This is a genomic window from Catenuloplanes niger (genome assembly GCF_031458255.1).
Classification (GTDB): Bacteria; Actinomycetota; Actinomycetes; order Mycobacteriales; family Micromonosporaceae; genus Catenuloplanes; species Catenuloplanes niger.
In genome coordinates this window covers 7,465,328-7,488,851 of the sequence record NZ_JAVDYC010000001.1, presented here as the reverse complement: position 1 = coordinate 7,488,851, position 23,524 = coordinate 7,465,328, and the positions used below count along the sequence as shown (strand labels likewise).

The 23,524-nt window shown below is 75.0% G+C and carries 19 protein-coding genes; 12 read left to right on the top strand and 7 right to left on the bottom strand.

The window, feature by feature from the left end:
- Position 1 precedes the first annotated feature (1 nt).
- The 5 genes from J2S44_RS32705 (at position 2) to J2S44_RS32685 (ending at position 8,463) form a co-directional block, all read left to right on the top strand.
- Positions 2-1,006 (top strand): hypothetical protein, encoded by a 1,005-nt coding sequence (locus tag J2S44_RS32705; RefSeq protein WP_310421747.1) that lies wholly within the window; start codon positions 2-4, stop codon positions 1,004-1,006.
- Entirely contained in the window at positions 999-3,854 is a 2,856-nt protein-coding gene (locus J2S44_RS32700; RefSeq protein ID WP_310421744.1) for an FtsK/SpoIIIE domain-containing protein, read from the top strand. Before J2S44_RS32705 ends, J2S44_RS32700 begins: the two co-directional genes overlap by 8 nt.
- The gene (locus J2S44_RS32695; protein ID WP_310421742.1) at positions 3,854-4,504 is read left to right on the top strand and encodes a hypothetical protein; all 651 of its coding nucleotides are present in this window, start codon (positions 3,854-3,856) and stop codon (positions 4,502-4,504) included. Before J2S44_RS32700 ends, J2S44_RS32695 begins: the two co-directional genes overlap by 1 nt.
- Before the next feature lie 39 nt (positions 4,505-4,543).
- Positions 4,544-5,419 carry a homocysteine S-methyltransferase gene (mmuM, locus tag J2S44_RS32690; RefSeq protein WP_310421739.1) on the top strand — a complete coding sequence of 292 codons (876 nt, stop codon included), beginning with the start codon at positions 4,544-4,546 and terminating at the stop codon, positions 5,417-5,419.
- A gap of 77 nt (positions 5,420-5,496) precedes the next feature.
- Positions 5,497-8,463: a TIR domain-containing protein gene (locus tag J2S44_RS32685; RefSeq protein ID WP_310421737.1), complete on the top strand. Its 2,967-nt coding sequence runs from the start codon at positions 5,497-5,499 to the stop codon at positions 8,461-8,463.
- A 66-nt stretch (positions 8,464-8,529) separates the two neighbouring features.
- Here J2S44_RS32685 and J2S44_RS32680 read toward each other — a convergent pair whose 3' ends face one another.
- Entirely contained in the window at positions 8,530-9,921 is a 1,392-nt protein-coding gene (locus tag J2S44_RS32680) for a GH1 family beta-glucosidase (RefSeq protein WP_310421734.1), read from the bottom strand.
- 59 nt (positions 9,922-9,980) lie between these two features.
- Here J2S44_RS32680 and J2S44_RS32675 point away from each other — a divergent pair, with 59 nt between their 5' ends.
- The 4 genes from J2S44_RS32675 to J2S44_RS32660 all read left to right on the top strand — a co-directional run bounded on the left by J2S44_RS32675 (position 9,981) and on the right by J2S44_RS32660 (position 14,447).
- On the top strand, positions 9,981-10,988 hold the full coding sequence (locus J2S44_RS32675; protein ID WP_310421731.1) for a LacI family DNA-binding transcriptional regulator: 1,008 nt from the start codon (positions 9,981-9,983) through the stop codon (positions 10,986-10,988).
- Between the two features lie 73 nt (positions 10,989-11,061).
- Positions 11,062-12,537 (top strand): ATP-binding protein, encoded by a 1,476-nt coding sequence (locus J2S44_RS32670; RefSeq protein ID WP_310421728.1) that lies wholly within the window; start codon positions 11,062-11,064, stop codon positions 12,535-12,537.
- Between the two features lie 165 nt (positions 12,538-12,702).
- A complete protein-coding gene (locus J2S44_RS32665) occupies positions 12,703-13,458 on the top strand; it encodes a DUF72 domain-containing protein (RefSeq protein ID WP_310421725.1) in 756 nt (251 codons plus the stop codon).
- A 53-nt stretch (positions 13,459-13,511) separates the two neighbouring features.
- The gene (locus J2S44_RS32660; protein ID WP_310421722.1) at positions 13,512-14,447 is read left to right on the top strand and encodes an exopolyphosphatase; all 936 of its coding nucleotides are present in this window, start codon (positions 13,512-13,514) and stop codon (positions 14,445-14,447) included.
- 89 nt (positions 14,448-14,536) lie between these two features.
- On the opposite strand, the gene J2S44_RS32655 is transcribed toward J2S44_RS32660, so the two are convergent.
- From J2S44_RS32655 to J2S44_RS32630, 6 genes are all read right to left on the bottom strand, one after another.
- On the bottom strand, positions 14,537-14,947 hold the full coding sequence (locus J2S44_RS32655; RefSeq protein ID WP_310421719.1) for a TraR/DksA family transcriptional regulator: 411 nt from the start codon (positions 14,945-14,947) through the stop codon (positions 14,537-14,539).
- Positions 14,948-15,091: 144 nt separating this feature from the next.
- Entirely contained in the window at positions 15,092-15,712 is a 621-nt protein-coding gene (locus J2S44_RS32650; RefSeq protein WP_310421717.1) for a nucleoside/nucleotide kinase family protein, read from the bottom strand.
- A gap of 391 nt (positions 15,713-16,103) precedes the next feature.
- On the bottom strand, positions 16,104-17,279 hold the full coding sequence (locus J2S44_RS32645) for an ABC transporter permease (RefSeq protein WP_310421715.1): 1,176 nt from the start codon (positions 17,277-17,279) through the stop codon (positions 16,104-16,106).
- Positions 17,276-17,941 (bottom strand): ABC transporter ATP-binding protein, encoded by a 666-nt coding sequence (locus J2S44_RS32640; RefSeq protein ID WP_310421712.1) that lies wholly within the window; start codon positions 17,939-17,941, stop codon positions 17,276-17,278. The genes J2S44_RS32645 and J2S44_RS32640 overlap by 4 nt, the downstream gene beginning before the upstream one ends.
- Positions 17,938-18,993, bottom strand: coding sequence for a peptidoglycan-binding protein (locus J2S44_RS32635; protein ID WP_310421710.1), 1,056 nt, complete (start codon positions 18,991-18,993; stop codon positions 17,938-17,940). Before J2S44_RS32635 ends, J2S44_RS32640 begins: the two co-directional genes overlap by 4 nt.
- A complete protein-coding gene (locus J2S44_RS32630; RefSeq protein ID WP_310421709.1) occupies positions 18,993-19,460 on the bottom strand; it encodes a hypothetical protein in 468 nt (155 codons plus the stop codon). The genes J2S44_RS32635 and J2S44_RS32630 overlap by 1 nt, the downstream gene beginning before the upstream one ends.
- Before the next feature lie 133 nt (positions 19,461-19,593).
- Between J2S44_RS32630 and J2S44_RS32625 the strand changes: the two genes are divergently transcribed.
- The 3 genes from J2S44_RS32625 to J2S44_RS32615 are packed head-to-tail and all read left to right on the top strand — an operon-like array spanning position 19,594 to position 23,508.
- The gene (locus J2S44_RS32625) at positions 19,594-20,253 is read left to right on the top strand and encodes a response regulator transcription factor (protein WP_310421707.1); all 660 of its coding nucleotides are present in this window, start codon (positions 19,594-19,596) and stop codon (positions 20,251-20,253) included.
- Positions 20,254-20,256: 3 nt separating this feature from the next.
- Complete coding sequence (locus J2S44_RS32620) at positions 20,257-21,414, top strand: sensor histidine kinase (RefSeq protein ID WP_310421705.1); 1,158 nt, start codon at positions 20,257-20,259, stop codon at positions 21,412-21,414.
- A gap of 39 nt (positions 21,415-21,453) precedes the next feature.
- Positions 21,454-23,508, top strand: coding sequence for a PhoX family protein (locus J2S44_RS32615; protein WP_374727928.1), 2,055 nt, complete (start codon positions 21,454-21,456; stop codon positions 23,506-23,508).
- Positions 23,509-23,524: the final 16 nt, after the last annotated feature.

The following is a 23,524-nucleotide window of genomic DNA, read 5'->3' as shown; positions in this document are numbered from 1 at the left end:
CATGTCTCTGCTCGAAGAGCTGGGCGCGCGCATCCGCGCCACCAACGACGAGCTCCCGGTCGGGCTGGTCCTCGCCGCGCTGGAGCGCCTCCGGGTCGCGTCCGAGCTGCTGGCCTGGGTCCGCCAGGCGTCCTCCCAGCCGATGGGCGTGCCGCAGCTGGCCAACGCCACCGAGCACGCCGAGCACGCCGCGTTCGCGCTGCGCAGCGCCCAGGACGCGATCTCCGAATACCTGGCCGCGATCGGCCTGAGCCACGACGCCACCCGCGGCGCGGACGGCAGCTGGCGGGACGCGGTCGCGTTCGAGGAGCGCGACCGTCCCCAGGAGACACCGCAGACGCCGGACGCGGCGCCGCTCGGCCGCTGGTGGAAGGCGCGCGTCACGGTGCTCACCGGTGGCGAGGCGAGCGAGGACGAGTCGGCCGGCGCGGCCGGCGGCCCCGGCCGTGCCACGCCCGGCGAGCGGGACCGGCACGACCGGGACGCGGCCACGGACAGCGCGGACCTGCTGCGCCGCGTCGCCGCCTCGGTCGGCTCGGACAGCCCCGGCCGCATGCGCCGCGAGCTGGGCGAGGTCGAGCCGCCGGTCGGGCTGGGCCTGGCCGCGCTCTCCCCCGCGCTGCTGCACCGGCTGACCGCCGACCTGCTCGGTCACGAACCCCGGCCCGAGGACCTGCCGCGGGTGCGCAAGGAGGCCGAGCAACTGCGCGAACTGCTGCCCGGCCTGCCCGCGAACACCATCGACGTGCTCGCCGAGCGCGTCTGCCGGGTCCCGCCGGAGCAGCGCAGGTCCCGGGAGAACGACAGCGGCGACGACGACGCGGAGCGCACCGAGGACGGCCGGCGCCGCAACGAGGCCGAGCGCGCGCACCCGGCGGACGCGGCCGTGGCCGGCGCGGTGCTCACCGGCGTGCTGCTCAAGCGCCTCGGCCGGGACCCCGGCTCGCTGAACGCGGCGGCACCGGAGACGGTGCCCACCTACCGGGAGCCGGACGCCGATGGCTGACTCGCGGGCCGGCGTCGCCGGTCAGATCCGCCGGACGCTGTCCTACGCGCTCGGCCGGGCCCGCGGCGACCTGGCCGAGGCGGAGCGCGAGCTGGACGCCGCGCTGTCCCGGCTGGACCGGCTCGCCGCGGCCGCGGACGAGGTGCCGGTCCGGGCCGCCCGGCAGCGCGACGCCCGGCTGGCCGAGATCGACCAGATGTACGCGGCCCGGCTCGCGCAGCTGACCCGCGCCGCGGCGGAGGCCGGGGACCGGGAGGCGCCGGGCGCGGCCGGGGACGGCTGGGACGAGTGGAAGCCGACACCGGCCGAGCGCGGGCACGTGGCACCGGAGCTGCGGATCGGCGCGGTCCGGATCGCGCGCACCGTACCCGTACCCGCGCTGGTCCCGCTTCTCGATCGTGCGCACGTGCACCTGTCCGACCTGCCCGCGGCGGAGGACGCGGCGACCGCACGGCAGATAGGGCCGGGCGACGCCGATCCCGCGCACGCGCCCGGTTACGCCGAGACCGGTGACCGGGTGGTCACCACGCTGCTGCTGCGCGCGCTCGGCAGCGCACCGCCGGGTCAGGTGCACATCACCGGGTACGACCCGGAGCAACTCGGCGGCGGGCTGGCCGGTTTCGCGCCGCTGGCGAACGCGGGCCTGCTCACGTTCGTCGGCCCCGGTGGCCTGTCCGCGCTGCTGGACGGCCTGGTCGACCACATCCGGCGGATCAACGAGAAGGTGCTCGCGGGTGCGCACACGTCGCTGCGCGAGCTGGCCGAGACCGAGGGCCGGCGCCCGGAGCCGTGGCGGATCGCGGTGCTGCTCGGCGCCGGCCGCAAGGACGAGCTGACCCCGCACGAGCAGGCGCAGCTGGAACGGATCGCGCGCACCGGCGTGGCCTGCGGCGTGCACCTGATCGTGCGCGGCCTGCCGATGCCGGCCGGCCCGTCCGTGGAACGCGTCCGCACCGGCGCGAACGGCCGGGTGCGCGTCGGCGGGCTCGGCGGCCTGCCGGTGGTGCTCGACCCGCCGCCCCCGCCGCGGCTGGTCACCGAGACGTCCGCGACGCTGGCCCGGCGCGCGGCCGAGGGCCCGGCCCCGGTGCGCTTCGGCGACCTGCTGCCGGCCGAGTTCTGGCGCGAGTCGTCCGCGGAGGGCCTGGTCGCGCCGGTCGGTGAGGACGCGCAGGGCCGCCCGGTGCCGGTGACGCTCGCCGACTACCCGCCGCACGCGCTGATCGCCGGCCCGTCCGGCACCGGCAAGACCAACCTGATCTACGCGTGGATGGGCGCGCTCGCCGCCCGCTACTCCCCAGCCGAGCTGGAGTTCTACCTGCTCGACTTCAAGGAGGGCGTGTCGTTCGCCCGGTTCGCGCCCGGCCGGCGGGATCCGAGCTGGCTGCCGCACGTGCGGCTGGTCGGCGTGAACGTCAACACGGACCGGGAGTTCGGGCTGGCGCTGCTGCGCTTCCTCGGCGAGGAGCTGCGTCGGCGGGCGGACGCGGCCAAGGCGTTCGACGCGACCAAGCTGCCCGAGCTGCGCGCGGAGGACCCGGCCGGGCACTGGCCGCGGATCGTCGCCGTGATCGACGAGTTCCAGGTGCTGCTCAACGGCCGGGACGCGGTGGTCACCGAGTCGGTCAACCTGCTCGACGACCTGGCCCGGCGCGGCCGCTCGCAGGGCATCCACCTGATCCTGGCCAGCCAGGACGTCTCCGGCATCGAGGCGCTGTGGGGCCGGCCGTCGCTGGTCGCCCAGTTCTCGCTGCGGATCGCGCTTCCCAAGGCGCGCAAGGTGCTGCCCGAGCAGAACACGGCCGCGGACACGCTGCCCCGGCACCACGCGATCGTCAACCCGGACTCCGGCGCGCCGGAGGCGAACCGCATCCTGCGCGTGCCACCGGCCGGCGACCGGGAGGCCTGGGGGTCGCTGCAACGCGAGCTGTGGACGTCCCGGCCGGAGGGGTCGCTGCCGCCGCGCCTGTTCGACGGCGACGCGATCCCGCGGCTCGAGACGGCCCCGGACTTCCTTGCGCTGGCCCCGGGCGCGGACCCGGCCGGGCGCCGGTGGAGCGCCGGCGCACCGGTCGCGCTGCTCGGCGAGGCGATCGACGTGCAGGCCCGGTCCGCGCGACTGACGCTGAACCGCGCGCCCGGGCGCAACCTGGCCGTGCTCGGCACGCGGCCGGACGAGGCCTGCGCGGTGCTGAACGCGGCCGCCCGGTCGCTGGCGGCCCAGTACCCGGACGGTGGCGCGCGGTTCTCGGTCGCGGTGCTGGACGCGTCCGCCGCGCTGGCCGTGGACGCGCTGCACGGCATCCTGCCGCCGGACCGGACCGCGGTCTACCACGCGGACAACGTGACCGCGCTGCTCCGGGCGACCGCGGCCGGACTGGAGGACGACGGCGACGAGCCGCACTTCCTGCTGCTCTACGCGGTGGACGCGGTCACGCCGCGACTGGCCCGCTCGGGGCCGGCCCCGGCGCAGCGGCGCGGCATCATCCCGCCGGTCGGCGCGCACGCGGGCGCCGGCGCGAGACCCGCCGGCCCGGAGCAGCCCGCGGCCGCACCCACCGGGCTGGACGACCTGCGCCGGATCCTGACCGCCGGGCCGGAGCACCACACGCACGTGCTCGGCTGGTGGCGGCAGCCCGGCCGGCTCCGCGACGACCTGGGCGGCATCGGCTCGCGTACCGACGCGATCGGGTCCTGGCTGGCGCTGGACGTGCACGGCAGCGAGCTGTCCCAGTTCTACCCGGACGGGCGCGGCCCGGCCTGGTACCCGCGGCCGTGGCGCGGGCTGTTCTTCGACCGGGCGGTGCACCGCGTCGCCGAGGCGATCATCCCGTACGGGTGGACCTGATGACGTCCTATCGCGAGCTGATCCGCAGCCTGGCCGGCATCGACGCGGAGGTCGACACGCACCGCGCCGAGGCCCGCGACTGGTACGAGCGGACCGTGGCGAACGCGGAGGCGAAGTACCGCGAGGCCGAGCAGCGCGCCGCCGCGGCCGACGCCCGGCTGCGCGACGCGAACCGGCACGCGGACGACATCGACATGCGCGTCTACGACGCCTGGGGCGAGACCACCGCGCGGTTCGGCCGGATCGGCGCCGCACCCTCGGCCGTGCTGCCGCCGGACGGCGACCGGCGCGGCGCGGAGGAGTGGCTGATGGACGCGCACGCGCAGCTGGCCCGCTCCGGCCGCCGCGCCGGCCTGCCGGAGCAGACCCGCAACATCCTGGTCGCGCTCGGCGTGCTCGGCGGCGTGCTGGCCGGGCTGGCCGGCTTCGGCGTGCGCGCGGCCGGCGACTCGGTCGGCGGTGACCTCGCCGTGGTGCTCCCGGTGCTGGCGCTGCTGCTCACGCTCGCGCTCGGCCCGATCATCGCGCTGCTCGCCGCGAAGGTCTACGCGGACCGCCGCGGCGCGGTGCTGGAGTCCGGCGCGGTCTCCGTGCTGGTGGTCTCCGCCCTGGTCACGGCCGGCCTCGCCATCGTCGTGCAGAACGTCTGACCCCGCAGCGGCCCCGGCCCCCGGCGTACCGTGGAGATCATGGGTTTCGCGGATGCGCTGGCCACCGGCCCGCTGGTGCTCGACGGTGGGCTGGCCACGCAGCTGGAGGCGGGCGGCGCGGACCTCTCCGGCGAGCTGTGGTCGGCCCGCCTGCTGCGCGACGACCCGGCCGCGATCGTCGCCGCGCACACCGCCTACCTGCGGGCCGGCGCGGACGTGCTGACCACCGCGAGCTACCAGGCCACGCTGCCCGGCTTCGCCCGTGCCGGGATCGCCGCGCCCGAGGCCGCCGCGCTGCTGCACCGCAGCGTGGCGCTGGCCCGGGAGACCGCGCGGGGGCGCGCGTGGGTCGCCGCGTCCGCCGGACCGTACGGCGCGATGCTGGCCGACGGGTCGGAGTACCGCGGGAACTACGGCCTGAGCGTGCGCGAGCTGGCCGCGTTCCACCGGCCCCGGCTGGAGATCCTCGCCGAGGCCGCGCCGGACGTGCTGGCGCTGGAGACCGTCCCGGACGCCCGCGAGGCCGAGGCGCTGCTGACCGCGCTGGACGGTCTGGGCGTACCCGCGTGGCTGTCCTTCACCGTCGCCGGCACCCGCACCCGCGCCGGCCAGCCGCTCGCCGAGGCCGTCGCGCTGACCGCCGGCGTCGACGCGATCGTGGCGGTCGGCGTGAACTGCTGCGACCCGGCCGACGCGGCCGCGGCCGTCCCGGTCGCCCGGCAGGCCAGCGGCGGGAAACCCGTGGTCGTCTACCCGAACAGCGGCGAGACCTGGGACGCGACGGCACGCGCCTGGACCGGGGACCCGCTCCCACCCGAGATCCCGCCGGGTGCCGCGCTGGTCGGCGGCTGCTGCCGCGTCGGCCCGGCCGCGATCGAGGCGGTCGCGCGCGCGATCGGCGCGGACCGGCGGTAGCCGGAACGGGGTAGCCGGAACGGGGTCGGCCGAACAGCGGGCATCCCGGGCGTGACAGCGGCCAATACGCTGCGTGGGTGGCCACCTCACGCCGCCTGTCCGTCGATGCGCTTCCGCACGGGTCCGGGCTGACCTTGCACAGCGTGCGGGACCTGCAGTACCGGGAGTGGTCCCGGCTCGGCTGGTCCTGCGACGGCCGGTTGCTGTCCGCGATCGGGCAGGACCTCGGCCTGTGCCTGTGGCTGGTCCCGGCCGTGCTCGGCCCGGAGTCGCACGTGGCGGAGCGGCCGGTGGCTCGGCAGACGCTGCTCCGCGCGTACTGCTGGTCGCCGGTGGCGAACCGGGAGATGGCGGTGGTCAGCTCCGGCCGGGTGACCATGCTGGACGTGCAGACCAACCGGGAGCGGTGGGACCAGAGCCTGCCGGACCGGGGCACGCACCACGCGGTGACGATCTCGCCGGACGGGCGCCGGGTCGCGGCCACCGCCGGGCACTCGGTGACCACGGTGGACAGCGCCACCGGCCGGGCCCGTTCGTCGTTCCGGGTGTCGCCGCACACCGAGGGGCTGTCCTGGTCGCCGCGCGGCCGGGCGCTGGCCAGCCGGCACCGGGACGGGGCGGGCGCGGTGCTGCTGCACCCGGCCGGCGCGCCGGAGCAGGCCACGACGCTGCACGCCGGCCCGGCCGACGCGATGATCTGGATGCCGAACGGTGTCGAGGTGTGCCTGGCCCTGGACGCGACGATCGGGGTGGCGAACAGTCACACCGGCACGCTGCTGTCCTGGGCCGAGGGGCACACCGCGCCGGTGATCGGGCTGGCCGCGTCCGCGGACGGCAGCCTGCTCGCGTCCGAGTCGGAGGACGGCGAGCTGCGGCTGTGGCGTACCGACTCGCTGGAGTGCCTGGCCGTGGTGGACCTGGCCGGCGGTGGCGAGGAGTCGGCCGACGGGCTGGCGTTCCACCCGGAGCGGCCGCTGCTGGCGTTCCGCAGCCACCGCAACCGGCGGCTGAACCTGCTGGAGCTGGACGTGGAGCGGCTCTACGACGCGCCCCGGCAGGACTCGTCGCGCTACCGCAACGCGAAGGTGGTGCTGCTCGGCGACACCGGGGTCGGCAAGTCCGGGCTCGGGCTGGTGCTGTCCGGGCAGCCGTACCGGGCGACCGACTCCACGCACGGGCGTCAGGTGTGGCGGTTCAGCGAGGAGACCGCGCAGCAGCCGGACGGCGGCACCGAGACCCGCGAGGTGCTGCTCTGGGACCTGGCCGGGCAGCCCGGCTACCGCCTGGTGCACCAGCTGCACCTGGCCGAGGCCGCGGTCGCGCTGATCGTGTTCGACGCGCGCAGCGAGGTGGACCCGTTCTCCGGCGTGCGCTACTGGGCGCGGGCGCTGCGGCACGGCCGCCGGCCGGTGCACACGCTGCTGGTCTCCGCGCGCGAGGACCGCGGCGGCCCGCAGGTCAGCCGGGGCCGGATCAACGACCTGGTCCGGGAGCTGAAACTGGACGGGTACGCGGAGACCAGCGCGCGGGAGCTCCGCGGCGTCGCGGACCTGACCGGCGTGATCGCGTCCGCCATCGACTGGTCCGCGCAGCCCCAGTCGATCTCCACGCGGCTGTTCGAGACGATCAAACGGTTCCTGATCGACGAGAAGGCGGACTGGCACGCGCTGTCCCGCGCCGACGACCTGTTCCGGCTGTTCCAGGCGCGGCACCGGGAGCTGGCCGGCGAGCCGGAGCTGCGGGCCGGCTTCGACACGTGCGCGGGCCTGCTGGAGAGCCGCGACCTGATCCGCCGGTTCACCTTCGGCGGGTACGTGCTGCTGCGCCCGGAACTGCTCGACGGGTACGCGTCCGCGCTGATCAACGCGGCCCGGGCGCAGCCGGACGGGCTCGGCTACCTGGCCGAGGAGGAGGCGCTGGCCGGCCGGTTCCCGATCCCGGAGGAGACCCGGCTGGCCGAGCCGGGCGAGGAACGGCTGCTGCTGATCGCCATGGTGGAGGAGCTGCTGCAGCACGACCTGGCACTGCGCGAGCCGAACGACGGCGGCGTGGACCTGGTGTTCCCGTCCCAGCTGACCCGGGACCGGCCGGACGCGCCCTACCTGGGGCCGGCCGACGTGGAGTTCCTGTTCGAGGGCGCGCTGCAGAACGTGTACGCCACGCTCGCGGTCCGGCTCTCGCACGCGGCCACGTTCGTCAAGCACGAGCTGTGGCGCGGCGCGGCCGTCTACGTGACCCGGGCCGGTGGCCGGTGCGGGTTCCGGCTGACCGAGCCGGACGAGGGCGTGGGCCGGCTGGAGCTGTGCTACGCGCCCGGCACCGCCGAGGAGACCCGGCTGATCTTCGAGGACTACGTGGCCGACCACCTGGCCAAGCGCGCGCTGCCGGACACCGTGGTCCGCCGCCGCGTGTTCACCTGCCCGCGCCCGGACTGCGGCTACCAGCTCGACGAGGAGCTCGCCCGCCGCCGGCTGGCCCGGGGCGACGCCGCGATGGAGTGCCCGGCCTGCCTGTCCGGTGAGATCTCGCTGCGCGAGCGGGACCGGATGGTGCCGGCGGTGGCGGACGAGGTCTCCGCGATGAACGCGAGCGCGGACCTGCGGCGCCGCCGGGAGACCGCGACCGCGACGGTCCGCGGCAAGCGCGCGGTCGGCGACTTCGACGTGTACCTGGCGTACCAGGCGACCGACCGCGGCACCGTGGAACGCCTGCGCCAGCAGCTGCTGGACGAGGGCCTGCTGCCGTGGATGCACGGCGAGGAGACCGGCGCCGGCCCGGCCGAGCGCGCCCGGATCGGCGTGGTCGTCATGGTGCTCGGCGCGCACGGCGGCCCGTGGGACGACGAGTCGCAGCTGGCGACCGTGAACGAGTTCATCGCGCGCCGGGTGCGCTTCGTGCCGGTGGTGCTGCCCACCAAGGCCGAGGAGCCGGACCTCCCGCCGTTCCTGCGCGACGTGCCGCCGGTCGACTTCCGCGTCGCCGAGCCGGACCCGGTACGCCGCCTGATCTGGCGCATCACCCGCGAACACCGGCGCGGCGAATGACCGGCCCACCGCATGCTCGGGGCGTCCCGCCCGCCGTTCCGGACGGCCCGCGGGACGCCGCCTCGCTCACGGCCGGGAGCGCAGCTGGTCCCGGAGCCAGCGGAAGCTGGTCTTGGGGGTGCGGGTGCCGGTCGGGTAGTCGATGTGGACCAGGCCGAAGCGGGGGCCGTAGCCGCGGGCCCACTCGAAGTTGTCGATCAGCGACCAGTAGAAGTAGCCGCGCACGTCCACGCCCGCGTCCATCGCCTCGCGCACCGCGGCCAGGTGGCCGGCGACGAAGTCGATCCGTTCCGGATCCGGCACCGGGCCCGGGGCCAGCTCGGCGCGGCCGTTCTCGGTGACGTAGACCGGCGGCAGTGCCGGGAAGCGGCCGGCCAGGCCGGTGAGCGTGGCGCGCAGGCCCTCCGGCTCGATCGGCCAGCCGAGGTCGGTGACCGGCACGCCCTCGGGCTTGAACGTGCGGACCGCGATGTCGTACGCGGAGCGCTTCGCCGGGTCCGGCTCGGCGAACGGCGCGTCCGCCACGTGGATGCGGTAGTAGTAGTTGACGCCGAGGAAGTCCAGCGGCGCGGAGATGATCTCCAGGTCGCCGTCCCGCCGGAAGCCGAAGTCGGTCACGCCGGCGTAGAGGTCGGTCAGGCCCGCGGGGTACTCCCCGGCCAGTACCGGGTCGGTGAACTGGCGGTTGACCAGCAGGTCCTGCCGGTCGGCCGCGGCTCGGTCGGCCGCGCTGCCGCTGGCCGGGACCGCGGGTGACAGGTTGAGCGTGATGCCGACGCGCGCGTCCGGGCGGCGCTCGCGCAGCACCCGGGTGGCCAGGCCGTGGCCGAGCAGCAGGTGGTGCACGGCCGCGAGCGCGCCGTGACCCTCGCGCGCGCCGGGCGCGTGGCGGCCCTCCGCGTACCCGGTGATGCTGGTGCAGTAGGGCTCGTTGAGCGTGATCCAGTCCTGCACCCGGTCGCCGAGCGCGTCCGCGATCACGCCGGTGTACTCCGCGAACCGCTCCGCGGTGTCCCGGGACCGCCAGCCGCCCAGGTCCTCCAGCGCCTGCGGCAGGTCCCAGTGGTAGAGCGTGACGAACGGGCGGATGCCGCGCTCGCCCAGCCGGTCGACGAGCCGCCGGTAGAAGTCGAGCCCGGCCTGGTTGACCGGGCCGGCACCGGTGGGCAGCACCCGGGACCAGGAGATCGAGAAACGGTACGCGTCCGCGCCCAGCTCGCCGAGCAGGTCCACGTCCTCGGCCCAGCGGTGGTAGTGATCGCAGGCCACGTCGCCGCTGCTGCCGTCCGCGATGGCGCCGGGCACCCGGGTGAACGTGTCCCAGATCGACGGCCCGCGCCCGTCCTCCGCGGCACCGCCCTCGATCTGGTACGCGGCCGTCGCCGCGCCCCAGACGAAGCCGGCCGGAACGTCCGGCAGCCTCGGCTTTTCACGCTCGTCTATCTCGATCAGACTCATGGCCCGATGGTACGCTGCCTGAAACCGGTTACATAGCCCCCGTGTGGTGAGGTGGCGTCATGGCGACGATCCGCGAACTGGCCCGGCACTGCGGCGTCTCCGTGGCCACGGTGTCCCGCGTGTTCAACACGCCGGAGGTGGTCAGCCGCGAGACCCGGCAGCGCGTCGAGGCCGCGGCCGTGGAGATCGGCTATCTGCCGAACGAGTCCGCGCGCACGCTCGCCACCAAGAAGTCGAACATGATCGGCCTGGTCTGGGACACCGACCACCGGCGCACCGGCTGGCGGCACCCGTTCCTGCAGGAGATCCTGGTCGCGCTGAAGACCGCGCTCTCCGCCCACGGCCTGCACCTGTTGCTGCTCGCCACCGGCGCGGACGAGCCGGACCGGCACCTGCGGGCGGTGCGGCGGCACAACCTGGACGGCGTGGTCCTGATCGACAACGGCAGCCGGGACCCGGCCGTGCTCGGGCTGGCCGAGGCGGGCATCCCGTGCGTGGCGCTGGACCTGCCGCTGAGCGGGCCGTGCTGCACGTACGTCACGTCCGACAACGCCGGCGGCGCCCGCCAGGCCGTCGACCACCTGGTGCGACTCGGCCACCGCCGGATAGCCACGATCGCCGGCCCGGCCCGCACCGGGCCCGGCACCGACCGGCTGACCGGCTTCCGTGCCGCGCTGGCCGCGCACGACGTCCCGCTGCCGCCGGAGTACGTGGTGACCGGCGACTTCTACCTGGACAGCGGCCGGGCCGCCATGCGCGAGCTGCTGCTGCTCGGCGCGCCGCCCACCGCGGTCTTCGCGGCCGGCGACGAGATGGCGATCGGCGCGCTCCAGGCCGCCGCCGAGGCCGGCCTGCGCGTCCCGGACGACCTCGCGATCGTCGGCTTCGACGACATCGAGCCGGCCGCGCTCATCCCGCCCGGCCTCACCACGGTCGCGCAGGACCGCGCCGGCTTCGGCACCGCCGCGGCCGAGGCGCTGATCGCGATGATCCAGGCCGCCCCGGACACGCCCGCACCGGCCCCGATCACGCTGTCCACCGCGCTGGTGCGCCGCGGCACGGCCTGAGCCCCCGAGTTTGGGTAACTCCAGTTACCATAAGTGGAGTTACCATAAGTGCGGTTACGGCCGGGGAGGTTCCGTGGCGCTGTCGAGACCGGCGGGCATGTTCGACCGGGAGCGCGAGTGGCGTGCGCTCACCGCCTTCGCGACCGACCCCGCCCCCGGCGCCACGCTCGGCGTGGTCTCGGGCCGGCGCCGGCAGGGCAAGACCTACCTGCTGCGGGCGTTGTGCGCCGCGACCGGCGGCTTCTACTTCGGGGCCGACGAGGCCACCGACCGGGACTCGCTGAACCGGCTCGGTGCCGCGCTCGCCGAGCACGGCGGCGCACCCGCGCCGTTCGTCTTCGACGGCTGGCACACGGCGATCGACGCGCTGCTCGCGCTGGGCCGGGAGCGCCGGGTCCCGGTCGTCATCGACGAGTTCCCGTACCTGGCGCGCGCCAACCCGCAGCTGCCCTCGATCGTGCAGAACGCGTTCGCGCCGCTGCGCCCGGAACGGGACGACAGCCGGGCCGCGCTGCTGCTCTGCGGCTCCGCGATGTCGTTCATGGGGAAGCTGCTCAGCGGCAACGCGCCGCTGCGCGGCCGGGCCGGGCTGGAGCTGGTCGTCCCCACCCTCGACCATCGGCTCGCGGCCGAGTTCTGGGAGGTCGCCGACCCGGTGACCGCGCTGCGGGTCAACGCGATCGTCGGCGGCACCCCCGCGTACCGGCGGGAGTTCGTCCGGGACGACACCCCCGCCGGGCCGGACGACTTCGACGACTGGGTGCTGCGCACGGTCCTCTCCCCCACCAGCCCGCTGTTCCGCGAGGCCCGCTACCTGCTGGCGGACGAGCCCGAGCTGCACGACATATCGCTCTACCACTCCGTGCTCGCCGCGATCGCGTCCGGCAACGCGCAGCGCGGGGGCATCGCGAGCTATCTCGGCCGGAAGAGCAGCGACCTGGCGCATCCGCTCAACGTCCTGGAGGACAGCGGGCTGGTCACGCGCGAGCCGGACGTCTTCCGGGACAACCGGACCACGTTCCGGATCGCGGAGCCGCTGGTCACCTTCTACCACGCGGTCATGCGCCCGATCTGGTCCGACCTCGAGCACACGCGCGACGCGACCCGGCTGTGGCAGCGCAGCCAGCGACGGTTCCTGGGCAGCGTGCTCGGGCCGCACTTCGAGCAGGTCTGCCGGAGCTGGGCCCGGCACATGGCCCCACCCGACCTGTTCGGCGACTATCCGAACGTGGTCGGCACCGGCGCCGTGCACGACCCGGCCGGGCGGACGTCGCACCAGGTCGACGTCGTGGTGTTCGGCCTGGACGACGACGACCGCCGGCCGTTGCTCGCGATCGGCGAGGCGAAGTGGGGCGAACGGATGGGCCTCGGGCACCTCGACCGGCTGCGCCGGATCCGCACGCTGCTGACCGCGCAGGGCCGGTTCGGCGCGGAGCACGCCCGGCTGGCCTGCTTCAGCGGCGTGGGGTTCCACGACGACCTGCTCGAGGCCGCCCGCCGGGACGACAGCGTCGTCCTGGTCACCGCGGCCGACCTCTACCGGTCCTGACCGATCCACCCGGGGCGCGGCGGAGCGCGGTGACCGGCGGGTGATCTGCCGGACCACCCGGGAACCGGAAGGGAGGCCGCCCGCGGCCGACCGGGGCCCGCGGGAGCATGCGGGCCGCACCACGCCGGGAGTGGGAAAATCATGATTTGTGGGTAATCACCGAAGGTGATCGTCGTCGGGACGTCCGGGTGGCAGTACAAGGACTGGCGGGGCCGGTTCTATCCGATGCGGCTGCCGCAGCGGCTGTGGCTGGAGCACTACGCGGAGCGGTTCGGGGCGGTGGAGGCGAACGGGGCGTTCTACCGGCTGCCGGAGCGGGCGACGTTCGCGGACTGGCGGGCGCGCACGCCGCGGGACTTCCGGGTGGCGGTGAAGATGAGCCGGTACCTGACGCACGTGAAGCGGCTGCGGGAGCCGGCCGAGCCGGTGGCGCGGTTCATGGAGCGGGCCGAGGCGCTCGGCGAGAAGCTCGGGCCGGTGCTGCTGCAACTGCCACCGACGCTGCGGGCCGACCACGACGCGCTGGACGAGACGCTGCGGCAGTTCCCGCGCGGCGTGCGGGTGGCGGTGGAGCCACGGCACCCGAGCTGGTGGACGCCCCGGACCCGGCAGCTGCTGGAACAGCGGGGCGCGGCGCTGTGCTGGGCGGACCGGCGCAGCCGCCCGCTGACGCCGCGCTGGCGGACCACGGACTTCGGCTACCTGCGGCTGCACGAGGGGCGGGCGGCGCCGTGGCCGCACTACGGGCGGGACGCGCTGGCGTCCTGGGTGCGGCGGCTGACCGAGACGTTCGGGGACGAGGACGCCTTTCTGTTCCTGAACAACGACCAGGGCGGCGCGGCGGTCGGCGACGCGATGACCGCGGCCCGGGCCGCGGCGAAGGCGAGCAGAACCGGAGTAAAAGGCTCAGGCCGCGCCTGAGCGGGCCGATGGGACACGCGGTGGATACCGCGAACGGCCCGGAGGGGACCCACGTGAAGCATCGGCTGGTGACCCGGAGCGACTTCGACGGCCTGGTCTGCGCGGTGTTGCTGCGCCGGCTCGACATGATCGACGACGTGCTCTTCGTGCACCCGAAGGACGTGCAGGACGGCGTCGTGGACATCCGGCCGACGGACATCCTGACGAACCTGCCGTACGCACCGCAGGCGCACCTGGTCTTCGACCACCACCACTCCGAGACGCTGCGGGTCGAGGGCAAGCCGGACAACCACATCATCGACGCGAGCGCACCGTCGGCCGCGCGGGTGGTCTACGACTACTACGGCGGGGTGGCCCGCTTCCCGGACCTGTCGTTCGACCTGATGGACGCGGTCGACAAGGCGGACTCGGCCGCGTACAGCGTGGACGAGATCCTCCGGCCGACCGGCTGGACGCTGCTGAACTACCTGATGGACAGCCGCACCGGGCTGGGCCGCTTCCAGAACTTCCGGATCTCGAACTACCAGCTGATGATGCAGCTGATCGACGCGTGCCTGCACCACCAGGACGTGGAGCAGATCCTGGCGCTGCCGGACGTGGCCGAGCGGGTGCGGCTCTACCGGGACCAGTCGGAGCTGTTCGTGGCGCAGCTCAAGCGCGTCACCACGCTCCGGAACGACGTGGTCGTGGTCGACCTGCGCGACGAGGAGATCATCCACGCCGGCAACCGGTTCATGGTCTACGCGCTCTTCCCGGAGGCGCGCGTCTCCGTGCACGTGATCTGGGGCCGGCAGAAGCTGAACACCGTGTTCGCGGTCGGCAAGTCGATCGTGGACCGCAGCTCGCCGGTGGACGTGGGCGAGATCTGCCTGCGGTACGGCGGCGGCGGTCACCTCGCGGCCGGGACCTGCCAGGTGCCGCACGACGACGCGGAGCGGGTGCTCGGCGAGATCATCGCCGCGTGCAGCGCCCCGCGCGTGCCCGCCTGACCCCCGAGCACGTCACTCCCGAGCACGGTTACTCCCGAGCACGTTTAAGGCCCCGGGCGCGACGCCCGGGGCCTTCGTACTGCGTGATCTCAGAACGCGCGGCGCTCGCGGTTGCTCTTGCAGGCGACGCAGGTGGTGGCGGACGGGAAGATCGCCAGCCGCTCCACCGCGATCGGCTTCGCGCACGACTCGCAGTACCCGTACGTGCCGGCGTCCAGCGACTCGAGCGCGCGGGCGAACTGGTCACGGCGGTCCAGCACGGTCTGCAGCAGCAGCGCCGCGGCCTCCCGCTCGGCGACCTTGGTGCCGCTGTCCGCGCTGTCGTCACCGGCCGCGTCGTCCATCTCCGCGAGGCGCAGGGCCTGGCTGTCGGCGAGCGCGGTCTCGTACTCCGCGGCCAGCTCGTTGAACCGGTCCTGGAGACTCTGCCGGATCTGGTCGGTCTCGTGCTCCGGCCGCGCGGTCTTGGTGCCACCGGTCATGACGCTGTTGACGAGCATGGTCCCCCCTCTTGCCTTCGGTGTGGGTTGATGTGTCGCCTCGGCCTTCGTCCCCCGCACGAGGAGCCCGCATGCCGTCGCTGTTGTGAGGTCGGCCAGGTACCCCGCGTAATCGTCCTCCAAACCGGATCTCCCGGGGAAAGATCACGCATTCTCGACCAGTGCGGGGTGCCGGGGATCGTCCATCCGGACAACGACGTCGGCGAACGTGGCGGGCGCGACCTCGTCGTCGTACCGGGCGAACGCCGGCACCGTCCACAGCTCACTCGCGGGGGTCCGCCGCGCGAGTGCCGCCGCGGACTGGGTCAGATGCACGGCCACGTCGAACGCGAGCAGCCCGCCGAGCAGGAACTGGCCGCTGACCAGGACGATCCCGTCCGCCGGGAGCTCCCGGTAGGGCGCGCGGGTGGCCCGGTCGGTCACCGGGTCCCACAGCGACGGCAGGATCCGGCCGGGATCGACCGGGTCCAGCACCTCGCGCATCAGCCCCGCCTCGTCCAGCCAGCCCTCGTAGAACGCGTCCGGGTTGTGCCGCCCGAACTCGAACCGCAGCGACGCGGGCCGCAGGAACCCGCTCGCGGGCACGTGCACGGCCGCCCGGCCCCGCACCCGCAACGGATCGACCAACGCCGCCGCCAGCGGGTCCGGCCCCGCCGACGCCGGACCGTCCACGGCGACACGCAGGCGACCACCGGGCGCGTCCGCCGCGAGACGGTCGGCGAGCTCCGCCACCAGCTTCGCCGGGGAGATCGGCCGGATCATCATGCGCAACATCGTGCCCGCCGAACCTGATGATTACCTGTGCCGCGGCCCTGACTTCCTCCCCAGGGGAGGACCACACAACCCTCCTTCTTCCCACTCCCGGCGCGGCCCGGCCCGCATGCTCCCGCGGGCACCGCTCGGCCGCGGGCGGCCTCCCTTCCACGTCCGCGGTGGTCACCGAGAACCGGGGCGCCGCGGGCGGGATGGGCGGGCTCGGCTCCCGGCGCCGGGCGGGCCGGTGGCGGCCACGGCCGGAGCCGTGGCCGCCACCGACCCGTGTTTCCCGGCCCGCGCTGTCCGGCCAGTGTTTCCCGGCCCTGGTTGTCCGGCCGGGGTTATCCGGCCGGGATCGGGGTGGGGCCGGCCTCGTCGGGTGGGTGGTGAGGGCGGTGGGTCATCCGTTCAGCGCGGTGGTGGGTGGTGTGCGGGCGGCCCGGACGGCCGGGTAGAAGCCGGCCACGGCGCCGATCAGCAGCGTGGCCGTGACCGCGATCGCGAGCGTTGCCGCCGGCAGCGCGAACGGCCACGTGTTGAGCAGCGCCACGGATTGGGTCACGGCCGCGCCGAGTGCGCAGCCGGTCAGGCCGCCGAGGACGGACAGCAGCAGCGCCTCCGTGAGGAACTGGGCGCGGATGTGGCCGCGGGTCGCGCCGAGCGCGCGGCGCAGGCCGATCTCGCGGCGGCGCTCCAGCACCGAGATGATCATCGTGTTGGCCACGCCGATGCCGCCGACCAGCAGCGCGACCGCGCCGATGCCGACCAGCAGGCCGGTGAAGGCACGGTCGGCCGCGTTCCGGGCGGCGAGCGCGTCCGAGGGCCGGGACACCTCGACCCGGTCCGGTGCCTGCGGGAGGACGGTGCGGGCCAGCAGCGTCCGCACCCGGTCCACGGCCTCGTCCGCGGACCGCTCGTAGATCGTCGTCGGGTTGCCCTCGAAGCCGAACAGCGCGGTCGCCGGCGCGGCGCCGATCAGCGCGGCGTCGTCCAGTTCCGGTGCCAGCGCCACCGGGTCCAGGATGCCGGTCACGGTGAACATGACGCCGCCGAGCGAGATCTGGGTGCCGGGCGAGACCACGCCGAGCCGGCGCGCCGCGGCGTCGCCGAGCACCGTGGCCGGGAACTGCGCGGTCGCCGGGTTCAGCCAGGCGCCGGTCCGGACGCTGCCGGACACCACCTCGAGCAGGGACAGGTCCGCGACCGTCGCGGTGATCCCGCCGGTCTCGTTGCGGTCGGTGAGCGTGCTGCGGTAGACCGGCTCGGTGAGCGCCGCGGTGCCGCTCGCCGACTCCACCCCCTCGATCATGCCGACCGCGGCGACCGCGTCCGGGCTCAGCACGGCCGGTTCCCCGGTCAGCCCGGTCCCGGCCGTCGCGGTGAGCAGGTTCGTGCCGAGCCGGTCTAGTTCCGCGTTCAGCCGCGCCTGGCTGGACGCGGAGATGCCGACCACCGCGATCATCGCGGCGATACCGATCGCGATGCCGAGCGCGGAGAGGACCGCGCGGGCCGGCCGGGCGCGCAGGCCGGTCGTGCCGAGCCGGAGCAGGTCCGGGCCGCGGAGCCGGGATCTCATTCGATCACCCGCCCGTCCCGCACCGTGATCCGGCGGGGCAGCCGCGCGGCCAGTTCGACGTCGTGGGTGATCACCACGATCGTCGTACCGTGCCGGTTCAGCTCGTGCAGCAGCGCGACCACGGACGCGCCGGCCTCCGTGTCCAGGTTTCCGGTGGGCTCGTCCGCGAGCAGCAGCGGCGGGTCGCCGACCACCGCGCGCGCGATCGCGACCCGCTGGCGCTCGCCGCCGGAGAGCTGGTGCGGCCGGTGGGTGAGCCGGTGTTCCAGCCCGACCCGGCGCAGGGCCTCGGCCGCGCGGCGGCGGCGCTCCGCGACCGGCGTGCCGGTGTAGAGCAGCCCGTCCGCGACGTTCTCCACCGCGGTCGTGCCCTCCGCCAGGTGGAACTGCTGGAAGACGAAACCGATGCGGTACGCCCGGAGCGCCGCGAGGGCCCGGTCGTCGAGCTCCGCCACGTCCCGCCCGTCGATCCGGGCGACGCCCGCGGTCGGCCGGTCGAGCGTGCCGATGATGTTGAGCAGCGTGGACTTGCCGGAGCCGCTCGGCCCGACGATCGCGCACAGCTCGCCGCGCGCGATCGTCAGCGAGACGCCCGCACAGGCGAGCACCGGCGGGTCGCCGTACGCGCGTTCCACGCCCTCCAGGGAGACGATCGTGCTCATCGGCGCGGCACCACCACGCGCTGGCCGGCGGAGACGCCCTCGCCGGAGATCTCCACCCGGCCCGCGGCGAACAGCCCGGTGGTGACCGGCACCCGGCGGGTGGTGCCGTCGTCCGCGACGATCTCCACGCCGAACCGCTGCGCGTCGATCGCGAGCAGCGCGCCGACCGGCACGGAGAGCACGTCCGTGCGGCGCTCGCTCGGCACGCTGACCGTCACGGACGCGGCCTGCAGCGGGCCGGCCGCCGCCGGGTCGTCGAGCGCCACGACCACCGGGACGACGGTCTGTTTCGGTTCGCCGCTCTCCACCGGCGTACCGACCGAGGAGATCTTTCCGGTGGTGCCGGTGCCGCCGGGGAGCTGGAGGCCGACCGGGGTGCCGACCACCGCGAGGCGCTGGTCGGCGAGCTTGAGGTTCATCTCCACGATCTGGGTGGTGCCGGTCGCGGTGTAGAGGCCGGTGCCCGGCCCGACCAGGTCCCCGATCCGCGCGGTCGCGGCGCCGGCCCGCAGGTCGCCGTCCGCGAAGAGCACGGAGCCGAGCGGGAGCGTGCCGGTGCGGTCCAGGCCGGCCGACTTCTGCCACCGGTCGATCGCGTCCGCGGTGGCCCAGGTGAACGCGGGGCCGGGCGGGCGGCGCAGGTGTCCGAGCCGGTGCAGGCCCCGCTCCAGCTGGGTGACGTCCGGGCCGTCGGCCATGCCGATCACGAAGTCCCGCCACGCGGGCAGGGCGCCGTGCAGCAGCGGCACCGGCACGTTGTCGACCGCGTAGAGCCGGCCGCCGAGCCGGATCACGGTGCCGGGCGCGGGCAGGCCGGTCAGCGTACCCGCGCGGGCGGCCTGGACGGTGCGTTCGCCGGCGAAGCGCAGCGTGCCGGTCGCGGCCGTGCTGCCGGCCAGGTCGCCCCGCACGATCGTGTCGGTGTCGCCCCGGAAACCGGGGGCGGTGTCGTCCGGCTCCCGGCCGGACGCGCGTGCGGCGCGGACGCCGGCGCCGGCCGCGGTCGCGGCCACCCCACCGGCGACGATCCGGACCAGGGTGCGGCGGCGCATCAGTTCGCCCCGGGGACGGGCAGGCCGCAGGCCTCGAGCGCCTCGGCCGGCCAGCTCAGGTCGAATGCCAGGCCCTGCCCGGGCTGCGGGTCCGGCACGTCGACGCCGTGCTCGCGGAGGCACTGCACCATCTTGAGCTGCTGTTCCTCCCGCTCCTGGTCGGTCTTCGGCGCGCCCTCGGCCGCCGGCGGATCGCCGAGCCGGGCCCGGCAGGCCTGCGACGCCTCGACCGTGGCGTCCGCGCCGGGTCCGCCCATCGGCATCGACAGGCCCTCCCCCGGCTTCGGGTCGGGCATGTCGACGCCCTGCTCCCGCATGCAGGTCGCGTAGGCGAGCGACCATTCGTGATAGGTCGCCGGGGGTCCCGCGTCCCGGTCGGGCTCCGCGGCCCCGTCCCGGCCGCCGCACGCGCCGAGCAGCGCGATCGCGGTGGCGAGGGTGGCGATCATCAGCGTCCGCTGTCTCACAGTCGGGCTCCATCGTGTTCTCGGCCGCGGCGGGGATGCCGCGGCGCCGACCAGTCGAGCACCGCCCGCATTGTCAGGATGTTCAGGAATTCCTTTACGTTTTCTCAATGCCTGGTGTGGTTGGCTGCCGGTCATGCGGGTCCTGATCGTCGAAGACGAGCCCTATCTCGCGGACGCGATCCGCGCCGGCCTGCGCCGGGCCACCATCGCCGCGGACGTGGTGCACGACGGCGCGGCGGCGCTGGACGCGGTCGCGGCCGGCGGGTACGACGTGGTGGTGCTCGACCGTGACCTGCCCGTCGTACACGGCGACGAGGTCTGCGCGCGGCTCGCGGCCGGCCACCCCGAACTGCGGGTGCTGATGCTCACCGCGGCCCGCACGCTCCGGGACCGGGTGGCCGGCTTCGAACTGGGCGCGGACGACTACCTGGCCAAGCCGTTCGAGTTCGCGGAGCTGGTCGCGCGGCTGCGGGCGCTGGAACGCCGGATCGCGCCGGCCCGGCCGCCGGTGGCCGAGTCGCACGGCGTGCGGCTGGACCCGTTCCGGCGCGAGGTCTACCGGGACGGCCGGCTGGTCCGGCTCACCCCGAAGGAGTTCGCGGTGCTGCACGTGCTGATGAACGCGGCCGGCGGCGTGCTCAGCGCGGAGACGTTGCTGGAGAAGGCGTGGGACGCGAACGCGGACCCGTTCACCAACACCATCCGGGTGACGATCTCCAACCTGCGCAAGCGCCTGGGCGAGCCGTGGGTGATCCGGACCGTGCCCGGCGCCGGTTACCGGTTCGGGGACTGACCGGTGCCGCGCCTCACCGTCCGGGCCCGTCTCACGCTCACCTACGCGGCGCTGGTGGCCGGCTGCACGGTCGCGCTGACCGCGGCGGTCTACCTCTTCATGCGGTACGTGCCCGCCTACCACGTCGCGCTGGCCGTACCGGGCGTGGACAGCGGGACGGCGGCACCGGCGGGGGCCACGCGGGTCCGGCGGCTCGGCGAACTCGACGGGATCTCGATCGCCACCGCCGGCGACTTCCTCAACACGCTGCTGCTGGCCTCGTCCGGCGCGCTGGTGCTGCTGACCGCGGCCGGCGTGCTGGCCGGCTGGATCATGGCGGGCCGCATCGTCCGCCCGCTCGCCACGATCAACGCGGCCGCCACCCGCGCCGCGACCGGCACGCTGGACCACCGGATCGCGCTGTCCGGCCCGCGCGACGAGATCCGTGACCTGTCCGACACGTTCGACCGGATGCTCGCCTCGCTCGAACGTTCCTTCGCCGCCCACCGCCGCTTCGCCGCGAACGCCTCGCACGAGCTGCGTACGCCGCTGGCCACCACGAAGACCATGCTGGACGTCGCGCTGGACGACCCGGGCACCGACGCCGCCGCGTTCCGGCAGCTCGCGGAGCGGCTGCGGGAGGTCAACCGGGCCAGCATCGAGACCGTCGACGCGCTGCTCGACCTCGCCGACGCGCAGTCCGGCACGACCGTCCGCGAGCCCGTCGACCTCGCCGCCGTCGCCGCGTCCGCGGTCGCGGAGCTGCGCGCCGAGGCGTCCGCCGCCGCGGTCACGCTCGCGGACCCGGCCGGCGCGGCCACCGCGATCGGCGACCCGGTCCTGCTCCGCCAGGCCGTCTCCAACCTGCTGCGCAACGCGATCCGGCACAACCACGCCGGCGGCCGGGCCGCGATCGTGCTGCACCGTGCCGGCCGGCACGCCCGGGTCACGGTCACCAACACCGGCCCGCGGGTGCCCGAGTCCGCCGTGGCCACGCTGACCGAGCCGTTCACCCGCGCGGCCGGCCGGGCGCTGACCCGCGGCGCCGGCCACGGCCTCGGCCTGCCCCTGGTCGCCGCGGTCGCCTCCGCGCACGACGCCGTCCTCACGCTGCTGCCCAATCCCTCCGGTGGCCTGACCGTCCTGCTGGACCTGCCCGTACCGGAATCGACCGCTCGCTGAGCGGGCCGGGGTTACGCTACGACGATCACGCATCGACAGGTGTCGCGATCGCCGCGGCGCCGGAACACGGAGGTTCCGATGTCCGGTCTGCCCATCCACGGCGGGCGCTCCGCGATGACCTGCCGCTACCGGTGCGGGAACGCGTGCGCGCACGCGGCGCCGAACGGTTCCGGCAACCCCTACTTCGGTGACCTCGTCGCGAGCCGCCGCACCCTGTTCCGGGCCGGCGCAGCGGGCGCGCTGGTCCTCGGCGCGGGTGGCGCGCCGGGGCCGGCCGGGGCCGCACCGGCCGGCGGGACCGGTTCGGCCGGCGGCGCGCTGACGTTCTCGCCGGTGCCGCCGAACGTGCTGGACCGGGTCCTGGTGCCGGCCGGGTACGAGTCCGCCGTGGTGATCCGCTGGGGCGACCCGATCCTGCCGGACGCGCCCGCGCTCGACGTGCACCGGCAGACACCGCGACGGCAGGAACGGCAGTTCGGCTTCAACAACGACTTCCTCGGCGTGCTGCCGCTCGGCCGGGACCGGGCGCTGCTGGTGGCCAACCACGAGTACACCAACGAGGAGCTGATGTTCCCCGGCTTCACCTCGCTGGAGGCGATGACGGTCGCGCAGGTCGAGGTCGCGATGGCGGCGCACGGGATGTCCGTGGTGGAGATCGAGCGGGCCGGCCGGAGCGGGCGGTGGCGGCCGGTGCGCGGGCGCCGGCCGTACAACCGGCGGTTGACCATGCTGTCCACGCCGTTCCGGTTCGACGGGCCGGCCGCGGGCAGCGCCTGGCTGCGCACGGCGGCGGACCCGGCCGGGCGCACCGCGATCGGCACGCTGAACAACTGCGCGGGCGGCGTCACGCCGTGGGGCACGGTGCTGTCCGGCGAGGAGAACGTCAACCAGTACTTCGTCGGTGGCGACGCGGCCCCGGAGGCGCTCAAGCCCCGGCTGGCCCGGTACGGCTTCCCGGTCGCCACCCGGTTCCCGGAGGACTCCCGCCGGTGGGAACGCGCGCAGGAGCGCTTCGATCTGGCCCGGCACCCGAACGAGGCGCACCGGTTCGGCTGGATCGTGGAGGTCGACCCGTACGACCCGGGCAGCGTGCCGCGCAAGCACACCGCGATGGGCCGGTTCAAGCACGAGGGCGCGAACGTGATCGTGTCCCGGCGCGGCAACGTGGCGGCGTACATGGGCGACGACGAGCGCTTCGAGTACCTCTACAAGTTCGTCTCCGCGGGCCGGTACCGGCCGGGCGACCGGCGGCACAACCTGTCGCTGCTCTCCGCCGGCACGCTCTACGTCGCGCGGCTCACCGGTGACAGCCCGCCGTCCGAGATCGACGGGACCGGCACGCTGCCGTCCGACCGGGCGTTCGACGGCACCGGCCGGTGGATCCCGCTGGCGTCCGGGAACCGGTCGTTCGTGCCCGGGATGACGGTCGAGGAGGTGCTCACGTTCACCCGGCAGGCCGGGGACGCGGCCGGCGCGACCAGGATGGACCGCCCGGAGGACGTGCAGCCCAGCCCGCGCACCGGCAAGATCTACGCGGCGCTGACCAACAACGTCGAGCGGGGCATCGGCGGGCGCCCGGACGTGGACGAGGCGAACCCGCGCCGGGAGAACCGGCACGGCCAGGTGCTGGAGATCGCCGAGGACCACGGCGACCACACCGGCGAGACGTTCACCTGGTCGCTGCCGATCGTCTGCGGTGACCCGGACGACCCGAACACCTACTTCGCCGGGTACGACAAGTCCGCGGTGTCCCCGATCTCCTGCCCGGACAACGTGGCCTTCGACGCCGCCGGCAACCTCTGGCTGGCCACCGACGGCAACGCGCTGGGCAGCAACGACGGCCTGTTCGCCACGCCGGTCGAGGGGCCGGAGCGCGGTCACCTGCGGCAGTTCCTGACCGTGCCGCCCGGCGCGGAGACCTGCGGCCCGTTCCTGACCGGCGACGGCCGCTCGGTCTTCGTCGCGGTGCAGCACCCCGGCGAGGTCGACGGCGCGACGCTCGACTCGCCGGCGTCCCGCTGGCCGGACGGCGACTTCGCCAAGCCCGCGGTCACGGTCGTCTGGCGCCCGGACGGCGGGCGGGTGGGCAGCTGACCGGTCCGGACCGTTC